Annotated in this window: 15 protein-coding genes; 2 read left to right on the forward strand and 13 right to left on the reverse strand. The window is 43.4% G+C overall.

Annotated features, from left to right (window positions below):
- Positions 1-397: 397 nt before the first annotated feature.
- Both RIL182_RS14530 and RIL182_RS14535 read right to left on the reverse strand, forming a co-directional pair.
- A complete protein-coding gene (locus RIL182_RS14530; protein ID WP_134523389.1) occupies positions 398-3,457 on the reverse strand; it encodes a leucine-rich repeat protein in 3,060 nt (1,019 codons plus the stop codon).
- 12 nt (positions 3,458-3,469) lie between these two features.
- Complete coding sequence (locus tag RIL182_RS14535; RefSeq protein WP_006857067.1) at positions 3,470-5,971, reverse strand: leucine-rich repeat domain-containing protein; 2,502 nt, start codon at positions 5,969-5,971, stop codon at positions 3,470-3,472.
- Positions 5,972-6,087: 116 nt separating this feature from the next.
- On the opposite strand from RIL182_RS14535, the gene RIL182_RS14540 reads away from it, so the two are divergent.
- On the forward strand, positions 6,088-6,291 hold the full coding sequence (locus RIL182_RS14540; protein ID WP_006857028.1) for a helix-turn-helix domain-containing protein: 204 nt from the start codon (positions 6,088-6,090) through the stop codon (positions 6,289-6,291).
- A gap of 95 nt (positions 6,292-6,386) precedes the next feature.
- Here the strand turns inward: RIL182_RS14540 and RIL182_RS14545 are convergent, their stop codons facing one another.
- Genes RIL182_RS14545 through RIL182_RS14560 form a run of 4 tightly spaced genes read right to left on the reverse strand, consistent with a single transcriptional unit; the run spans position 6,387 to position 10,319 of the window.
- Positions 6,387-6,812: a hypothetical protein gene (locus tag RIL182_RS14545; RefSeq protein ID WP_044998977.1), complete on the reverse strand. Its 426-nt coding sequence runs from the start codon at positions 6,810-6,812 to the stop codon at positions 6,387-6,389.
- Positions 6,784-7,332: a DNA-deoxyinosine glycosylase gene (locus tag RIL182_RS14550; RefSeq protein WP_006857027.1), complete on the reverse strand. Its 549-nt coding sequence runs from the start codon at positions 7,330-7,332 to the stop codon at positions 6,784-6,786. The genes RIL182_RS14545 and RIL182_RS14550 overlap by 29 nt, the downstream gene beginning before the upstream one ends.
- A 14-nt stretch (positions 7,333-7,346) precedes the next feature.
- Entirely contained in the window at positions 7,347-8,321 is a 975-nt protein-coding gene (locus tag RIL182_RS14555; protein WP_006857026.1) for a sugar ABC transporter substrate-binding protein, read from the reverse strand.
- Between the two features lie 15 nt (positions 8,322-8,336).
- A complete protein-coding gene (locus tag RIL182_RS14560) occupies positions 8,337-10,319 on the reverse strand; it encodes a methyl-accepting chemotaxis protein (protein WP_006857025.1) in 1,983 nt (660 codons plus the stop codon).
- A 267-nt stretch (positions 10,320-10,586) separates the two neighbouring features.
- On the opposite strand from RIL182_RS14560, the gene asnA reads away from it, so the two are divergent.
- Entirely contained in the window at positions 10,587-11,597 is a 1,011-nt protein-coding gene (asnA, locus tag RIL182_RS14565; RefSeq protein ID WP_015520213.1) for an aspartate--ammonia ligase, read from the forward strand.
- A 69-nt stretch (positions 11,598-11,666) separates the two neighbouring features.
- On the opposite strand, the gene RIL182_RS21350 is transcribed toward asnA, so the two are convergent.
- From RIL182_RS21350 to RIL182_RS14595, 7 genes are all read right to left on the reverse strand, one after another.
- A complete protein-coding gene (locus RIL182_RS21350; RefSeq protein ID WP_006857022.1) occupies positions 11,667-11,816 on the reverse strand; it encodes a hypothetical protein in 150 nt (49 codons plus the stop codon).
- A gap of 16 nt (positions 11,817-11,832) precedes the next feature.
- Positions 11,833-12,723, reverse strand: coding sequence for an N-carbamoylputrescine amidase (gene aguB, locus RIL182_RS14570; protein ID WP_006857021.1), 891 nt, complete (start codon positions 12,721-12,723; stop codon positions 11,833-11,835).
- Between the two features lie 77 nt (positions 12,724-12,800).
- Entirely contained in the window at positions 12,801-14,024 is a 1,224-nt protein-coding gene (gene aguA, locus RIL182_RS14575) for an agmatine deiminase (protein WP_006857020.1), read from the reverse strand.
- On the reverse strand, positions 13,996-15,129 hold the full coding sequence (nspC, locus tag RIL182_RS14580; RefSeq protein WP_006857019.1) for a carboxynorspermidine decarboxylase: 1,134 nt from the start codon (positions 15,127-15,129) through the stop codon (positions 13,996-13,998). Before nspC ends, aguA begins: the two co-directional genes overlap by 29 nt.
- An 87-nt stretch (positions 15,130-15,216) precedes the next feature.
- On the reverse strand, positions 15,217-16,476 hold the full coding sequence (locus RIL182_RS14585; RefSeq protein ID WP_006857018.1) for a saccharopine dehydrogenase family protein: 1,260 nt from the start codon (positions 16,474-16,476) through the stop codon (positions 15,217-15,219).
- Positions 16,477-16,573: 97 nt separating this feature from the next.
- A complete protein-coding gene (gene speE / locus RIL182_RS14590) occupies positions 16,574-17,437 on the reverse strand; it encodes a polyamine aminopropyltransferase (RefSeq protein ID WP_006857017.1) in 864 nt (287 codons plus the stop codon).
- Positions 17,438-17,504: 67 nt separating this feature from the next.
- Entirely contained in the window at positions 17,505-18,959 is a 1,455-nt protein-coding gene (locus RIL182_RS14595; protein WP_015560075.1) for an aminotransferase class I/II-fold pyridoxal phosphate-dependent enzyme, read from the reverse strand.
- Positions 18,960-19,256: the final 297 nt, after the last annotated feature.

The raw sequence follows: 19,256 nt of genomic DNA on the forward strand, positions 1-19,256 counted from the left end.
CCTGATAGTCATACAGACAGAATTGCCGGATTCGTAATTATAGCACCGGATAGATGTCTGCATCGTAGAAATATGCTTTGAGTTATTTTATCATACGTCATCCTTAGTATGCAACCAATTTGAAATTTCTTGTGCAGGTTGTACAAAAACAAAGTTACTGTTCACAGGTTACCCTGCGGACTGTAACTTCGCAGCCCCATGTAAAGTTTTGCTTCGCAAAAGGGGCTGCTCACCCCCACATCACGTTCATACGCACCTGAACAGCAAAGTGTTCAGGTGCCGAGTGAACAGTAACAAAACAAGCTGCTATTTTTAAAGAAAGACAGTGTCCGGCTGAATATCAATCCGGACACTGTCTTCCCTGTCATTTTCTGACAGTTACACACTTTAAATTTTTCTATTTACTGACCTTAACTTTTTTCATGGATGAATGTTTTCCATACACTTTTTTGCCCGTGGAATCCATTTTATAAGCCCGGATGCGCACATAGTATATCTTTCCTTTTTTCAGTTTACTTATGGTATAGGATGTCTTCGCCGTGTTTTTCTTTGTGACCGCCTTTTTGAATTTTTTATCCGTACTGTAAGAAATCTCGTAACCTTTTGCGCCGGATACTTTCTTATATTTCAGTAAGATCTGTTTACTCTTGCTGTTTTTCGCAGACGTAAGAGAAGCCTTCGCCACTTTTACTTTTGTCCACTTTGCATACAAAATGTAATCGGATTTTGCGCTGCTGCTGATACTTGTGATCTTCTTTTTAAATTTTGCATCCGTATACCAGCCTGCAAATGCGTATCCTTTGCGGGACGGGTTTTTCAGTGTTACTTTCTTTCCATAATAAGTTGACGGATTCGAGGCATTGTTTTTACCTTTATTCAGTTTGTAGGTAATTTTATATGGTACTGTAACCGTACAGGATGCCTGATAACTACTATTTTCAGACGAAGTCACCGTGATCTTCGTTCTGCCCGGTGCCTTTGCTGTCACACTGCCGTTGCCATCCACGGTGGCAATCTTTGTATTTGCGGATTTCCAGACTACCTTTTTGTTGGAGGCATAAGATGGTGATACGGTTGCATTTAAGGTGAGCTTCTCTCCTCTTTTTACCTCTGCTGATGTCCGGTCTAAAGTTATTCCTGTTACTTTCGCCTTTCCGGTAACAGTCACATAGCAGACTGCATATTCATCACTGCCATCCGTTGCCGCCGCCCGGATTTTTGCTTCACCCTCCGATTTTGCAGTGACAAGTCCGCTTGCAGAAACCTCTGCCACTTTCGTATCAGAAGAAGTATATTTGAGTTTCTTATTTGTTGCATCCGAAGGTGAAATATATGGTTTCAACTGATAGGTTTCACCAGCTTTTAATTCAATCTCATCCTCATCAAATTCGATCCAGTCTATCAGCTGCGGTACGGTTATCTTACAGGCAGCTTTTACATTTCCAGCCGTTACCGTAATGACTGCTGTTCCAACACCACAGATCTCCACATATCCGGTATCCGAAACAGCAGCAACCTCTTCATTGGAACTTGTCCATACCACTGCATCTGTGAAATTCAAAGGTGCGATCGTCGCTGTCAGTTGGAAATCATCATAGCGCTCCGTCGTTTTTTCTGTAATATCCAGACTGACTGAGATTGCATGAATATCCTGTGTGACATACTTGATTCCTTTTCCGCTTGCATAAGTCTGGGCATAGCAATCAGACGGACCGTACATCGTCATTTTCTTTGGATAGGAAAATGCATTTGATGCGATCGAAGTTGTGTTGCGCGGGACTGTGATCTGCGTCAGCTTCGTGCAGTTGACAAAGGCACTGTCACCGATCGTGGTCACATTGTAAGGAAGCACGATGGATGGCAGAACTGTGCAGCCGTAGAATGTCTGGCTCTCAATTTTCTTTAATTTGCTGCCTAATGTAATGTCGGCCAGAGCTTCACAGCCATAAAATGCAGAACTTCCAACGGACGAAACGGTATCCGGTACCACTGCCTTTTTCATGGCTTTACAGTTTTTAAATGCGTTGCTTTCTATTTTTTCCACCCCGGATGGAAGTATTGCTTCCGGCAAAGATTCACAGCCGGAAAACGCGGAGTTCCCGATCGTGGTCAGGGTGGATGGGAAGTTGATGGTGGTTAACTTTTTGCAGCCGGAAAACGTGCTTGCTGGTATTTCTTTAAGGATATTTGACAAATGCACCTCTGTCAGACTGGTGCAATCTTGAAAAGTTGAATTACTAATTGCTTTAACAGTATTCGGAATATTTATCGTTGTTAATGAGAAACAATCCTCAAATGCAGAACTTTCCAGTATTTCTATCCCGTTATTCATTGTAATCCTATCAAGATTTTTACAATTTTTAAACGCACTATCTCCTATTTCCGTAATAGTATCTGACAGTTCTATTTCTTCAATGCCATCACATCCCATAAACAACGCTGCACATACTATGGTACTTCCTGCTTCGAAATTAACAGTTTTTAAATTACTACAACCACCAAATGCCCCATATGACAAATTTGTGCCACTTCCCCATGTACCATCAAATTTCTTTAAGCTTTTAGGTATCTCTATTTTACTAATTGATTTGCAATCTCCAAATACTCCATATCCAACAATCGTAAGATTCTCTGATAACTTTATATTTTCCAGTTTGTCGCATCCGCGAAATGCTTCAAATTCTATTTTTTCCACGCTATCTGGTATAACAATATCCAATAATCTGTCACATTTATAAAATGCTCTTGAACCTATTGTATTTATACCCTCATGCATTTTTATATCTATTAATCCACTGCATTCAGCAAATGCGTCACCATCTATTTTTGTCACACTTTCAGGAATTATAACTTTATTCAGATTTTTACAACTTTTAAAGGCACTGTCTCCTATTTCCGTAATAGTATCTGGCAGTTCTATTTCTTCAATACCATCACATCCCATAAACAACGCTGCACATACTATGGTGCTTCCTGCTTCGAAATTAACAGTTTTTAAATTACTACAACCACCAAATGCCCCATATGACAAATTTGTGCCTCTTCCCCATGTACCATCAAATTTCTTTAAGCTTTTAGGCATCTCTATTTTACTAATTGATTTGCAATCTCCAAATACTCCATATCCAACAATCGTAAGATTCTCTGATAACTTTATATTTTCCAGTTTGTCGCATCCGCGAAATGCTTCAAATTCTATTTTTTCCACGCTATCTGGTATAACAATATCCAATAATCTGTCACATTTATAAAATGCTCTTGAACCTATTGTATTTATACCCTCATGCATTTTTATATCTACTAATCCACTGCATTCAGCAAATGCGTCACCATCTATTTTTGTCACACTTTCAGGAATTATAACTTTATTCAGATTTTTACAACTTTTAAAGGCACTGTCTCCTATTTCCGTAATAGTATCTGGCAGTTCTATTTCTTCAATGCCATCACATCCCATAAACAACGCTGCTCATACTATGGTGCTTCCTGCTTCGAAATTAACAGTTTTTAAATTACTACAACCACCAAATGCCCCATATGACAAATTTGTGCCTCTTCCCCACGTACCATCAAATTTCTTTAAGCTTTTAGGTATCTCTATTTTACTAATTGATTTGCAATTTCCAAACACGTCGTAACCAATTGTTGTCAAGTTTGAAGACAAATCGACAATTTTTAAATTTATGCAGTTATAAAATGCTTCAAATTCTATTTTTTCCACGCTATCCGGTATCATCACCGTCCTCAAATCCGTCCGGTTCTCAAATGCCCTATCTCCGATTGCAACAACCTCATGCCCGTCAATCTCCCCCGGAATATAAAGTGCCGTCGCATTTCCACTATATCCTGTGATCGTAGCCCTGTTTGCATCGTCAAGTGTATAGGTATAAATCGGTACGATTGCACCGCCTGCACCTGCTCCTGCATCAAAATAGCTTCCTGCGCCCGCCGGATTGAAATATCTCGAACCTGGAGATGTCCAATAACTTGTCCAGCCTCCCTGCGCGGCAAATTCTTTTCCACGCGTGCATGATGTCCGAAGTACGCCGTCCTCAATATGATAGTACACGCGCACCGGACTGTTATTCTTTCCCCAGATCTCTATACTTTTGCTAAAGGTCTTTGATGCAATACCAACTCCGATCTTTGCACTTGCCCCCACCGATGCATACAGATATGCAGCCTGTGACGCGCAGTATGTCGGTGTTCCGGAACTGTACCTTACGTATTTGATGTTCATACGTGCACCGGTTTTTGCATAAATATCTCCGCTGACAATTCCGAGCGTTGCTTTTGCAGAGAGTACAATACCTGTGGTCAAATCTGCTTCTGCTGAAAAGGAAAATCCTTTTTTATGACTGTTTCCAACTATACGGAATCCGTCCGAATACGCAAATCCGGCTTCAAATTCCTTTTCCACGGTAAGCGTTGCTTCCCCGGAAAGATTATATTCCATTGCCAGTGTCAACATACCAACACCGCCGAGCGGCACTGCCCCTAACGTCAGTGTGTGGTTAATATCTTTAAATGCATCCCCTTTTACATTGCAGGAGTATTCCATATCTCCGCTGACTGAAAAATAATAGTCATTATTATTCAGACTGTAATTTACTTTCATGTTTGAAATCACAACACTTACTGTCGCTGTGACATCATCTGAGACGGAAATCGTTTTATCTGCACGCAGGGTATTGTTTTTATAGGATATCCCCCTTGTCATACCTTCTGTGACTGTAACACCATTTGCCACATATGTTTCTTCATCTGCCGGAATAAATTCCGTCATATCAACATCCAGTTCGCCCTGCTGGTCAACATTTAAAACCGCGCCATCATCCGCATCTGAGGTTGTAATATATGTTGTAGTTCCGTCTGTCCGTACACTTTCTGCCTTATATGCCATGACAATATCGTTAACATACACGGCAAATGTTGTTCCCTGTTTGATCGTAACCGGACAGTTTTCGATCATAACTATTCCATCCACATCAATAGATACGGCTGTTCCCTTTGGTACAACAACTACTCCGGACGCAAATGTACAGGTATTTTCTTTTCCGGTCTCTATCTGCGCATCTGCCAAAACCTTTTTTGCATCCGCGATCATTGCATCATGCTCTTCCGTGGTAAGTGACTGTTCCGGGAGAAATTTACCGGCAGCAACCGTAACCCATCCTCTGTCGATTGCGATCTGTGCTGCTTCCTTATATGTAACATCTGCTGTATCCTGATAAGTATAACTGTCTGTTTCCGGCACAAAGCCAAGCATCGTATTCATGGTCTGCGCTGCAAATTCACGCGTCACTGCATCTTCCGGTCGAAATTCTTCTCCTGCCTCAAGATCGATCATTCCGAACTCGCATGCCACCATCACATCACGATAAAACGAATCATCCGTTGATATGTCACTGTAATAATTATCCGGATAATTATCCTCATCTACCGTAAGATCAAATAATGTTACCAGTTCCTGTACCCAGTCGATACGGCTGATCTCATCACCTGATAATGCCCTTTTTAAAATCTCCTCTGTACTCTCCGTTTCTTCCGTAACGTTCTCTGTTTCAGCCTGTTCTGGCTCTTCTGTGACATTCTTTGTTTCAGTCTCCTCTGTTTCTTCTGTAACAACCTTCGTTTCTGGCTCTTCTGTCTCTTCCGTGACGATCGTCGTCTCTGGCTCTTCTGTCTCTTCCGTGACAATTTCCGTCCCGGCCGCCCCGGACTCTTCCTCTGCCAGACGTCCGGCATTATGATCTTCTTCATCTGCCTGGTCTGTTTCTTTTTTCTCTGTCACTGCTGACTTTTCATCATCCTGTTCTACAGTCTGTGTTTCCACAGTCCCTTTCTCTTTAAAACTGTTTTCTTCCTGTGTCTGCTGTGCATTCCCTGCCACATCCGCCAGCAGCATTTCCGGTGCTGCCGTAAACGTCATACAGGCACAAAGCAGCCATGCTATCATTCGTTTTTTCATAACTTTCTCCTTTCACAGATATCTCATTCCTTACAATACGACCAAACGGTCTTATTATGAATTAAATTATAGCATTTTGATTATAATTTGTCTATTAAGTTAGAGGAGACACTCACGTGAAGTTTCAAAGAATTCAGGACTTGAGAATAGACAACGATCTTACTATAAAAGAAATCTCTGCCATGCTTGGTCTGCACCGGGATGTTTATTCCCGTTATGAAAAAGGGCTTCGTGATTTTCCAATTGACATTCTCATAAAGTTAGCAGATATTTATCACTGCTCAATTGATTATCTGGTTGGACGGGTTGATACGAAGTAATATAATACACAAAATGCCTACTCCGCAGACATTGATCACTATATATAAAGAAAAGACGATTCCACTCAGAATCGTCTTTTCTTTATAATATATGCTTATTTTTTCCCACGCAGCAGCTTAATGATCTTCCCCTCATACACCACTGTCACAATAACGATCAATGCAACCGTCACCAGACTATACCCTTTATTGATCTGCACTCCGGCGACATCACAGATACTGGTAAATAAAAGACTGAGCACGAAGATCAGCTTGACTGCGCGCACCATATGAATCGTATATTTTCTTATTTTCCCACTACATATTTCTTTCGGCAGGTTATTTACCCTTTCCGGATAACGTGCAAGCAGCGTCAGTCCAACATATACAAGGATCAGGATTGCCGCATTTAAAATAATCCCGGTAAATGATACTCCATATACGATTCCATAGTAGATCTGCAGTCCAAGATAGACCAGTGCAGCCACGATTCCCACTGCTTCAAGCAGGAAATCAACCGTTGTCATTTCTTCTTTTTTCAAATGTTTTCTCCTGTTCTGTTATTTCTAAATATGTTTCAAATGCCGTTTTCCATTCCTCCGTCAGCCGCTCTAAATTCCACGCCGCATTTGCGGGGCTTGTGGACGGCAGTTTTCCAAGCGGCGGCATTCCCTCTTTATGACAGTATTTTACAAAAAGCTGATGTGCTTTTCCACCATTTGCAAAAATTCCCTGTATTTTTGCATTTGATAAGATCAGATCCATATCGTTTGGCACCACATTTCTGATGGAGCTGTCGGAAGATCCAACGATATCACAGGAATCGATCACATCCCACACTGCTATGCGATGTCTTAGCAGAAGATCCTTCTTTTCATCGATCGTCTGTGGCAGAGGTTCCTTGAAAATCCCTGCAATCACCTTCCAGAACCGGTTTTGCGGATGCCCGTAATAGAACTGGTTTTCCCGCGACTTTACAGACGGAAAGGAACCCAGGATCAATATCCTGGATTCCTCATTGTATACAGGTAAAAACGTATGTTTTACATGTGTATATTCCATTTTATACCCGCTTTCTATTCATAATTTTTGACATTGGAGCTGTCTACTTTTTCAAATGGTACCCAGACATATAAACCATCTTCCGTAGCACCCTCTAAGGTCGTGACATCTTTTCCGGTTGCAAGTGCGATTGCTGCATAAACAGCACTCTCACCCTGTCCAACTGCGGACTGGTATACGGTAAAGTCCATCTTTCCATCTTCAATCGCTTTGCATCCGTCTGCAGTTGCATCGATTCCAAGTACCGTCACATCACTGATTCCTGCTGCATCACAGGCATCAATGATACCAAGTGCCATAGAGTCGTTGTTGCAGACAGCAACGTCACACTTCTGTCCTGTCTTTAAAAATATATTGAACATCTCTTTCGCACGATCCTGCTCCCAGTCGGCGTTATCTTCAAAGACATAATTGATCTTTTTCCCTGATGCATTTAAAGTATCCTTTAATGACTCAGATCTTCCTTTTGTCGCGGAATGTTTTTTCGGTCCTTTTAACAACACCACATTAATCTCATCCGCAGAAGCAAATTTATCTAGAATGTACTCTGCCTGATACTGTCCTGCCACATATTCATCCGATCCAACATAAATATATTTCCCAGCCTGAAGTCTCGACTCATCCGGGCAGCTGTTAAAAAATACGATTGGTATATCACCTGCAAGTGCTTCTAACTCCAGCGCTGTGTCGGCATCAACCGGTCCGCATAAAATCACATCATAATTCTCACTGACCGCCTTTTTGATATGTTCCACCTGGTTTTCAATGGAATTTTCTGCATCAAATACATCCAGCTGTGCCCCACACTCTTCCGCAGTCTGCTGTGCCTGTGCCACAAGTACATTTCGGAAGGTATCCGCCTGTGATAACGACAGCAGCATTTTTAAACCTTTTCCATCAGCTGCGCCTGTCTGTGTATTTCCACCACATCCGGCAAGGCATCCTACAAGCAATGCCAGACACATGATAGTACTTATTAATTTCTTCATCGCACGATCTCCTCTCTATATCCGGAACTGTTTTACCTGTTCTGCAAGTTGATCTGCAGAAACAGCAAGGTTATCTGCTTCCTGTTCTACCTGGTCACTGTTCTTTGAAATATTCTTTGCCTGCTGTAACATGGATTCTGATGTTGCAAGGATCTCATCGGAACTTGCCGCCTGTTCTTCCGAAATAGCTGCAACATTCGTAGCAACCTGATCTACCTGATTGATCTTATCAACCACATTGCCGATCAGTGTGCTTGTCTCCTGGATATTCTTAAAGATCGTATCAAATGTATCAACTGCTGTATGGATCAGCTCTGCACTGCCGGAAATATCCTGTGCACTGTTTCCTGCCTGTCTGACGGCATCTTCTACCAGATTGTTGATTTCAGTGATCAGCTCTGTGATATGTGCTACCGAATCCGCACTGTTCTTTGCAAGTGTACCAATCTCAGCTGCAACAACTGCAAATCCTCTTCCTGCTTCGCCTGCGCGTGCAGCCTCAATTGATGCATTTAAAGATAACAGGTTCGTCTCGTCAGCAATATCGCCAATCAGTTGGATGATCTGCACGATCTCGCCGGAAGCTGTTCCTACCTTATTAACGGCTTCCTCTAAATTATGGATGGAGACTTCAATATCAGAAAGTGCCTCGCCGACACGCTCCATATCTTTTCTGCCTTTTTCAGAAACAGCAACTGTCTCCTGCATCCTGCTCTCGACAATGTCACTGTCACTCTTTGTATCTGCTGCCACACCTGCAAGCTGTGTCGCATTCTGTGCAATCTCATTTACAGATACCGATAACTGGTCGACTGTTGCATTCAGCTCGCTCATCGACTGTGACTGGATTCCCGCTGCAGAACTCATCTCACCGGAAACACCCTTACTTGAGTCAGCCTGATTCTTCAACTTGCCGGAAACATTTCCCATTTCGGAGATCATCTGTTTCATGGAAGCAATAAACTTCTCCACACTTTGGCTCATGACTGCGATCTCATCATTGCCTTTTGTCTTAATAGAAACCGTGAAATCACCGGAAGTCATCGCTGTGATCACTCTTGTCATTTCCTTGACAGGTTTGATTACAACATGAGTTACACGTTCGATCAGTACACAGAGCAATGCAATACAGATCACACTGATTACGATCATAATATTACGAAGCTGTGTCAGATCCGAAAGTACAATGCTGGTCGGAATATACGATATCAAAAGCCAGTTGGTTCCGTCTACTTCCTGAAATACCGTCATATTTCCATCAAGTGTAGCAAAATTATAGTCTTTCTCTGCAGCTTTCTCTGCCGTAAGCTGGTAAAAATGACTCTGTCCTTCTGCCCCGAGTGTCTGGGAAATAAGAGATGAATCACGGTTTGCCAGGATCACACCGCTGGTTTTATCAACCAGAAATGCTTCCGCATCATTCATTTCAATAAAAGAGTTTACGATAATTGCAATACGGTCTAATGTCATGTCTGCTGAAATAACACGCACTTTATCAGATCCGTCATTTAAAATACCGGAAGCACTGATCACATTCACGCCATCTGCATTCTGATAAGCTGAACCGACTGCCATATTCACCCTGGTAAGTCCTTCTTTATACCAGGTACTGTTTGTTACATCTGATTCCTTTTTTGTTGATTCTGATGCCGTTATGAGCTGTCCTGTGGAATCTGCCACATAAAGTCCCTCCGGATAATTACTGTTATAGCCATAATAACCATCCAGTATTGTCTTTAACTCTTCATCACTCGGCTTCAAATCCTCAATGATCTTCTTCGCCATCTGAAATGAAGCAAGGTTTTCATTCAGCCATGCTTCTATCTGGGATGCCTGGTTCTCTACCGAAGACTGCAGTAAATTCTGGGAATATTTTTTGATCGTCCCTGCAGATATCTGATAAGCAGCCACAACAAGTACCACAACGATCGCAATTACGACTGGTATGATCACACCAAGTAACTTTGCCTTAATCGACACCGTTTTTTGTTTTTTCATAAGCTGTCCTCTCTTTTTTACATAAAATTTACAACATAAATTATAAAATCTTCGTCGTTTTTCGTCAATATGTATCACAAACCGTTTTCGCTAAAATTTATATTGTATACATGTATTTTTCAAGAAATCGTATGATCTTTTCTTGAAAATGAGACCTGCTGTGCTATAATAAATTAGTGTGCCATTTTCTTTTTCATACATATATCAGGCACACGGGATTGGTATCATGCCGCTGCATGCGGTTTATACCAGAGAGGAGAACCTTAGATGGAACATTTAATCATTCCAAAAGATTATCATTCAGAATTAAATCTGCACGATACACAGATTGCAATCAAAACAGTAAAAGATTTTTTCCAGAACCTGCTTGCACTTCGTCTGAATCTGTCCCGCGTTTCGGCTCCACTTTTTGTTGATCCGTTATCCGGTCTCAATGACAACTTAAACGGTATTGAACGTCCGGTTACTTTCGATATCAAAGAGCAGAACGGGAAAGAGGCAGAGGTTGTACAGTCTCTCGCAAAATGGAAACGCTACGCATTAAAGAAATACGGTTTCGACTACGGTGAAGGCCTGTATACCGATATGAATGCGATCCGCAGAGATGAAGACACGGATAACATCCACTCTATTTTCGTAGACCAGTGGGACTGGGAAAAAATCATCCATAAAGAGGATCGTAATATCGAGACATTAAAAGAAACAGTTACCACTGTTTATAACTGCCTGCGCAAGACAGAAAAATATATGGCGATCCAGTACGATTATATAGAAGAGATTCTTCCACATGATATCTTCTTTATCACGACTCAGGAATTGGAAGAAATGTTCCCTGACAACACACCAAAGGAACGTGAATATTATATTACAAAAACCAAAGGTGCCGTATGTATCATGAAGATCGGCGATACTTTGGAAAACGGAGAGCCTCACGACGGACGTGCTCCGGATTACGATGACTGGTCCTTAAACGCAGATATCGTTGTTTACTATCCGGTACTTGACATCGCACTTGAGATTTCTTCCATGGGTATCCGGGTTGACAAGAAAGCGCTTCTCTCCCAGCTCAAAAAAGCAGGCTGTGAGGAGCGTGCAAAACTTCCTTTCCAGAAAGCGATCATCAACGAAGAGCTTCCTTATACAATCGGTGGTGGAATCGGACAGTCCCGTATCTGTATGTTCTTCCTTCGCAAGGCACATATTGGAGAAGTACAGTCTTCCCTGTGGCCGGAAGCTATCGCAAAAGAATGTGAAAAGAACGGTATTCAGCTTTTGTAACAGGAACGGGCATATGCTCCGCAGATATCCTGTCATCAACACTGATGCCTGATAAAAAACAGGTATGTTTCAAATGTCAGCAATGAGCTTTCCCTGCTCCCTGCTGACAAAAACATACCTGTTTTTTTCATCTTTCTGTTTTTTCAGTCCTGTGCGGTTTCCACTATCTTCCGGTCTTTTCAGTCCCGTGTGATTTCCACTATCTTCCGGTCTTTTCAATCCCGTCTGGTTCTCACTATCTCCCGTTTTTTTCTCCTGCTATGATTCCGTAATATTCCGGTCTTCTGTCCCGGAAAAGTCCCCATTCCAGTCGTTTTGCCCGAAGTTCATCCAGTTCATAGGTCTGGCTCAGGATTTCTTCTTTATCTCTGGAAGCACTTAAGATCACCTCTCCTGTTTCATCCGTCAGAAATGAGGAACCATAAAATTCCAGTGCCGACTCCTGTCCGCCATTTTCCGCACATGGCTGCACTACTTCCCTGCCGATCCGGTTTGCGGCAATGACAGGCATCAGATTCGCAGCCGCATGTCCCTGCATGCAGCGTCTCCAGTGCGGCATACTGTCACATTCTAAAATCGGTTCCGAGCCGATCGCTGTCGGGTAAAACAATAATTCTGCACCGAGCAGCGCCATCGCGCGCGCTGTCTCCGGGAACCACTGATCCCAGCAGATTCCAATACCGATGCAACCGTATTTTGTATCAAACACTTTAAATCCGGTATCTCCCGGTGTAAAATAAAATTTTTCCTGATAATAATGATCATCCGGGATGTGGATTTTCCGATACACACCGAGGATCGTTCCATCTCCATCAATGCATGCGATCGAATTATAGAGGTTATTGACATCACGCTCATAAAAGCTGATTGGAAGCACCACGCCCAATTCTTTTGCAAGACGTACTCCCATTGCCACAGCTTCACTCTCCTCCACAGTTCTTGCATAGCTGTAAAAATCATATCTGCGCTGCTGGCAGAAATATTCCCGCTCAAAAAGTTCCGGCAGTAAAATGATATTTGCGCCTTCCGCGGCAGCTTTGCGGATCATTTGTTCTGCTTTTTGTAAGTTTTTCTTGTGCTCCAGGTCGCATTTCATCTGAATTGCGGCTGCTTTTATCTGTCTCATGCGTGTATCCTTTCTGTTCTTTTTATTTTTGCACAGTGAATTAATTCTCCTATGCGGAAAGTTGTACAATAAATTCCCTATAAGGGAATTTGCTGTGTAATACAGTGGATGTTTCCACCGCCTGTCAGTATGTCTCTTGCGTACACCGGTATGATTTTTCTGTCCGGGCAGAGTTTTGCCATAATCTGCTGTGCACGCAGGTCGCTTTCTTCGTTTTCTCCGCCAAATACAGGCATGACTACCGCATTGTTGGAAAAATAAAAGTTTACATAGGAGGCGGCGAGCCGTTCTCCGACTTCCCTGACATCTTCACCTTCCTCAAATTCGTATCCTTCGAGTTCTTCTTTGGTGATACAGACCGGAATATCCGGAATTGGAAGTTTGTGGATGATCAGCTTTCTGGCCTTTGCGTCCCGCACCGAACTTAGATAATCAAAACTCGCTTTCGACATCGCATACTGCGGATCATTCTGGTTATTGGTCCATGCAAGCACAACTTCACCCGGTCTTAGAAATGCACAGACATTGTCCACATGCTCGTTGGTCTCATCCTGATAGATCCCGCGTGGCAGCCATAAAACTTTCTCCACGCCAAGGTAACACTTTAACTGTTCTTCAATCTGCTCCTTTGTAAGCGATGGGTTTCTCCCCGCACTGAGCAGACAGGACTCCGTGACAAGCAATGTTCCCTCTCCGTCGCTGTGGATAGAACCGCCCTCTAACACAAACGGTTCGGCATCATAACAGTCAAACTCGAATTTTCTGCAGAAATTCCATGCAAACGCATTGTCTTTTTCATAAGAAGCATATAGTCCATCCACTTCACCGCCCCAGGCATTAAAAGACCAGTTTACACCGCGCACCTGTGAGTTTTTTACATCATCACCTGTCTGCGCCGTACCATTTCCTGCTGCTGTCAGGTCTGAAATCTTTCCATCCGTTCTGTTTACCAGAAAGGTCGGCGCAACATCCCGCGCCCAGGAATCATCGGTCTCCATCTCAAAGACAACCACCGGATGTAAGTTTTCTTCTTTTTTCAGACTTTCCGCAAATGCTTTTGCATGGTCAATCCCCTTTTTTCCGGCAGCGACATACACTGTCTCACTCGCGGCGATTGCACGGATCACAGCTGAAAACGCTGTTTCTGCTTCCTTCGCGCCATTTCTCCAGGAACCGGGACGCTCTGGCCAGATCATGATACATCCCTGATGCTGCTCAAACTCACCCGGCATGAAAAATCCGTCCTGTACCGGTGTTGTATCTTTTATCATCTTAGGACAGTCTGCCTTTGAAATCTTCATAACCAAACTCCTTTATCATCTCGACATCTCCATCTTCCCGTAAGACTGCAATTCCGGGCAGCGGCATCCCGTTAAATGTATTGTTTTTGACCATGGAATAAATTGCCATATCCTCAAAGACCAGACGGTCTCCCACCTGTTTTTTCTGTGCAAAGCTGTAATCACCGATCACATCCCCGGCAAGGCAGGTCATGGAAGAAAGCCGGCAGGTATGCGGCTTTTCGCCCGGCAGATAACCGTCTTTTAGCGGCGGTCTATATGGCATTTCAAGCACATCCGGCATGTGGCATGCCGCCGATGCATCCAGAATCAGGATATCCATTCCATTGTGTACGATATCCATAACCTCCGTGACAAGATAGCCCGCATTTAATGCGATCGCCTCACCCGGTTCCAAGTAGACCCGGACATTATATTTTCGCCTGATCTCACAGATTAATTTCTTTAGTTCATCCAACTGATAGTCTGCTCTTGTAATATGATGACCGCCGCCTAAGTTCAGCCATTTTACCTGTTTTAAATAACTGCCAAACTTCTCCTCAAACGCATGCCAGGTCGTGATCAGATCATCCGCATTCTGCTCGCAGAGTGTATGAAAATGTAATCCTTCGATTCCCTCCGGCAGTTGATCCGGAAATTCACTTTTAACCACACCAAGCCTTGATCCCGGTCCGCATGGATCATAGATCTCATGCCCTTCCTGTGTGGAGCACTCCGGGTTCACGCGGATCCCGGCACTTGCAGTGCACTCCTGCTGCAAAAAATAGTGCTGATACTTTTCATACTGCGCAAAGGAATTAAAAATAACGTGATCGCAGATCTGCACCAGTTCTTCCATATCTTTTTCCTTATAAGCCGGTGCAAATACATGATTTTCCTTTCCCATCTCCTCTTTTCCAAGGCGCGCCTCAAAGATTCCGCTCGCCGTCGTTCCGCTGATATACTGCCCGATCAGCGGATACAGTGAAAACATGGAAAATGCCTTCTGTGCCAGAAGCACATGGCAGCCGGTTTCCTGTTCCAAATTCTGCAATATTTTTAAATTTTGTTTTAGCTTCTTTTCATCTACCACATAACACGGGGTAGGAATCTCCTGCCATTTCATGATAATTCTCCATTTCTGCAAAAATCCGCTGCGCAAAAGCTGACAAATTTAAAATTTTATCCAACCCGTTTCACACATATTCTTATTTTATGCCACCGTCTGCGGATTTTCGTCCACAACCCATGGCAGACCATACTGGTTTAACATATCCATAAACGGATCCGGATCAAACTCTTCAATATTGAATACACCGTCTTTGTCCCAGACTTTATCGACAACTAACGCTGCACCGATCATAGCCGGAACACCTGTTGTATAAGAAATTGCCTGGGAACCGACTTCTTTGTAACATTCCTGATGATCACAGACATTATAGATATAAATCGTCTTTTCTTTTCCGTCTTTTTTTCCCGTAAAGATACAGCCGATATTTGTTTTTCCAACCGTGCGCGGTCCTAAAGATGCCGGATCCGGAAGCAGTGCTTTTAAGAACTGGATTGGTACGATCTCCCTGCCCTCATACTCGATCGGTGATGTTGAGAGCATTCCGACATTTTCTAAACATTTCATATGTGTCAGATAGCTCTGTCCAAAGGTCATAAAGAAACGGATCCGCTTTACTCCAGGTACATTTTTTGCAAGGGACTCAATTTCCTCATGATGCAGCAGATACATATCTTTCTCGCCAACCTGTGGGAAATTATATTCTCTTTTAATTTCCATTGGTTTTGTTTCTACCCAGTGACCATTCTCCCAGTAAGAACCGTTTGCGGAAACCTCACGCAGGTTGATCTCCGGGTTAAAATTGGTTGCAAACGGATAGCCGTGGTCGCCGCCGTTACAGTCTAAGATATCAATCGTCTCGATCTCATCGAAATAATGTTTCAGGGCATAAGCGGTAAATACACTGGTCACTCCCGGATCAAACCCGCTTCCAAGCAATGCCGTAATTCCTGCCTCTTTGAATTTTTCACGGTATGCCCACTGCCAGGAATAGTCAAAATATGCTGTAAATCCCTCTTCTTTACAGCGTTTTTCATAGATGGCACGCCATTCTTTGTCATCCGTATCCTCCGGCTCATAATTTGCGGTATCGATATAGTCTACTTTGCATGCAAGGCAGGCATCCATAATTGTTAAATCCTGATATGGCAAAGCAACATTTAACACAGCATCCGGCTGATATTTTTTGATCAGGGCGATCAGTTCCTCCGTATTGTCCGCATCCACCTGTGCTGTTGTGATGACAGTGTCCGTTGTTTTTTCCAGTTTCTCTTTTAAGGCGTCACATTTCGATTTTGTTCTGCTCGCAATGCAGATCTCCGTAAAAGTTTTGCTGTTCTGGCAGCATTTGTGAATCGCAACTCCTGCAACTCCGCCACATCCGATAATTAATAATCTTCCCATTTTAATCTCCTTTCCTGCGCTGTCTTTTTGCGCATCTCAAGTTTGTGCCGGGGCACAAATCTTGCGTGTGAAAAAATAAATTTTAATTTAATTTTTATTATTTCTTACGTCCTTCTTCTTCCTCTAACATATCCTCCACATATCGCGGCAGCATAAATGCTCCCTTGTGCAGATTGGTGGTATAATACCAGGTTTTTATCTTCCGCTCTTTCCAGCGCTTTGCATCCAGATCATCGAGCGGATGATATTTCTTTGACGCAAACCCGAACAGCCAGTATCCGGAAGAACACGTTGGTATATGTGCCTGATACACGCGGCTGATTGGAAAGCTATGACTCGCTTTCCGGTGCATACCGCGGCAGGATTCCTCATCTTCATCGTAAAACGGACTTCCATGCTGATATACCATGATTCCGTCATCTTTTAAGGCACGGAAGCAGTTTCCGTAAAATTCCTTGGTAAACAGTCCTGCAGTATGTCCAAGCGGATCAATCGCATCGTTGATGATCAGATCATACTCGTCATGTTTCATCCGCAAAAATTTCAATCCATCCTCATAGTACACCGTCACGCGTTCATCCGATAACCCGCATGCATTGTCCGGAAAAAATTCCTTGCAGACCTCGACAAATACACGATCCGGCTCCACGACATCGATCTGCTCTATCTCATCGTAATAGCCAAGCTCTCGTGCCACGCCGCCGTCACCGCCGCCGATGACTAACACCTTTTTCACATGCGGATGCACCGCCATCGGAACATGCACAATCATCTCATCATAGACAAACTCATCTTTTTCCGAAAAAACAATACTACCGTCGGAACTTAAAAAACGCCCAAACTCATCCGAATCAAACACATCGATCCGCTGAAACTCGGTCTGTAAACCAAATAACTGTTTCTGCACCTTGACCGACACCTTGACTTTTTCCGTGTGATAATCCGAAAACCAAAGTTCCATGATCTTCTCCCTTCTTTTGAAAAAATCTTCTTTTCACAGGAATCTTTATTTTTGCTGATCTATGCTGTTATTTCTTTGCAAGCACATTCAGATTTTCAACTTCCGGATCCTCCGTTCCCTGCATAGAGCATCCCTTTTCTTTTGCATAAACAATGTACTCAATGATCTCCGGCGTGATCATCTCACCCGGCGCTAAAATCGGAATTCCAGGCGGATAGCACATGACAAATTCACCGCAGATCCTTCCCGCTGTCTGACGAACCGGCATGGATTCCTTTTGCGAATAAAATGCCACCTGCGGCGACACTAAAACCTTCGGATTAATATATTCCGTATTCAGCATTTTTGCCGGATCTTTCGAATACAGCCGTTTGATGTCTGCAAGTGCACCCACAAGCCGCTCAATATCCTGTATCCGGTCACCGATGGAAATATAGGCAAGAATATTTGCGATATCTCCAAGCTCGATCTGAATATCATATTCATCCCGCAGCAGATCATAGACCTCAATGCCTGCAAGCCCGATATCTCTCGTATATACAGACAGTTTTGTCACATCAAAATCATAGACACTGCCACCGTTTACCATATCTTTGCCATACGCATAAAATCCACCGATAGAATTGATCTCATCCCTCGCGTACTCCGCCATCTGTGCCACTTTCGCAAAAGATTCCTTTCCTCGCAAGGCAAGGTTTCTCCGCGAAATATCAAGGCTCGACATCAGAAGATAAGATGCACTCGTCGTCTGCGTCAGATTGATGATCTGGCTGACATATTCCCAGTTCACACCCTTTCCGGTCAGAAGAAGAGAGCTCTGCGTCAGGCTTCCCCCCGACTTGTGCATGGAGACAGACGCCATATCCGCCCCAGCATCCATGGCACATACCGGAAGATTTTCCCCAAAATACAGATGCGTTCCATGTGCCTCATCCACCAGCACCAGCATATGATGTTCATGCGCCACTCTCACGATAGACCGCAGATCCGAACAGATTCCATAGTAAGTCGGATTGTTGACTAAAACTGCTACTGCATCCGGGTTCTCCAAAATCGCACGTTCCACCTCTGACACCTGCATTCCCAGTGAAATGCCAAGTTTCACATCGACCTCCGGATTGACGTAAACCGGAATCGCTCCACAGAGCACCAGTGCATTAATCACACTCTTGTGCACATTTCGCGGCAAAATGATCTTATCCCCTGCCTTACAGCAGGAAAGCACCATTCCCTGAACGGAGGAAGTGGTTCCGCCAACCATAAAAAATGCATGTTCCGCGCGAAATGCCTCCGCGGCAAGCTCCTCCGCTTCCTTGATCACCGAAACCGGATGACAGAGATTGTCAAGCGGCTTCATGGAATTGACATCCAGACTCACACATTTTTCTCCCAACAGCTCTACCAGCTCCGGATTTCCCCTTCCTCTCTTATGTCCCGGCACATCAAACGGCACCACTCTTCGTTTTTTTAACTTTTCCAGTGCCTCATAAACCGGCGCACGCATCTGCTGCTCTTTGTCCATGACTAAAAAAATCCCCCTTGGCTTCCATAAAAATCTGCATGCTCTGCTTTTCATCAAATGTTTTTCCCTGACATTACCGTCAGGCTGAAAAACGCAAAAAAAAGAACAGGCATCCATCACCTGTTCTTCTATCGTCGTTATCATCATAGTCATACTTTATGTAATCTATCTACATTCTGCAAAAACTATTTTCTCCAGAGTCCGCGTTGGCATCTTTGCCAGCAAATATTTGCGTATACTACTCTTATTGACCGTTTCACAAGTGATATTGGATTCCGGGTATCATCCCCGTAATCA

Origin of the sequence: Roseburia intestinalis L1-82, assembly GCF_900537995.1 — a bacterium.
Lineage (GTDB): Bacteria > Bacillota > Clostridia > Lachnospirales > Lachnospiraceae > Roseburia > Roseburia intestinalis.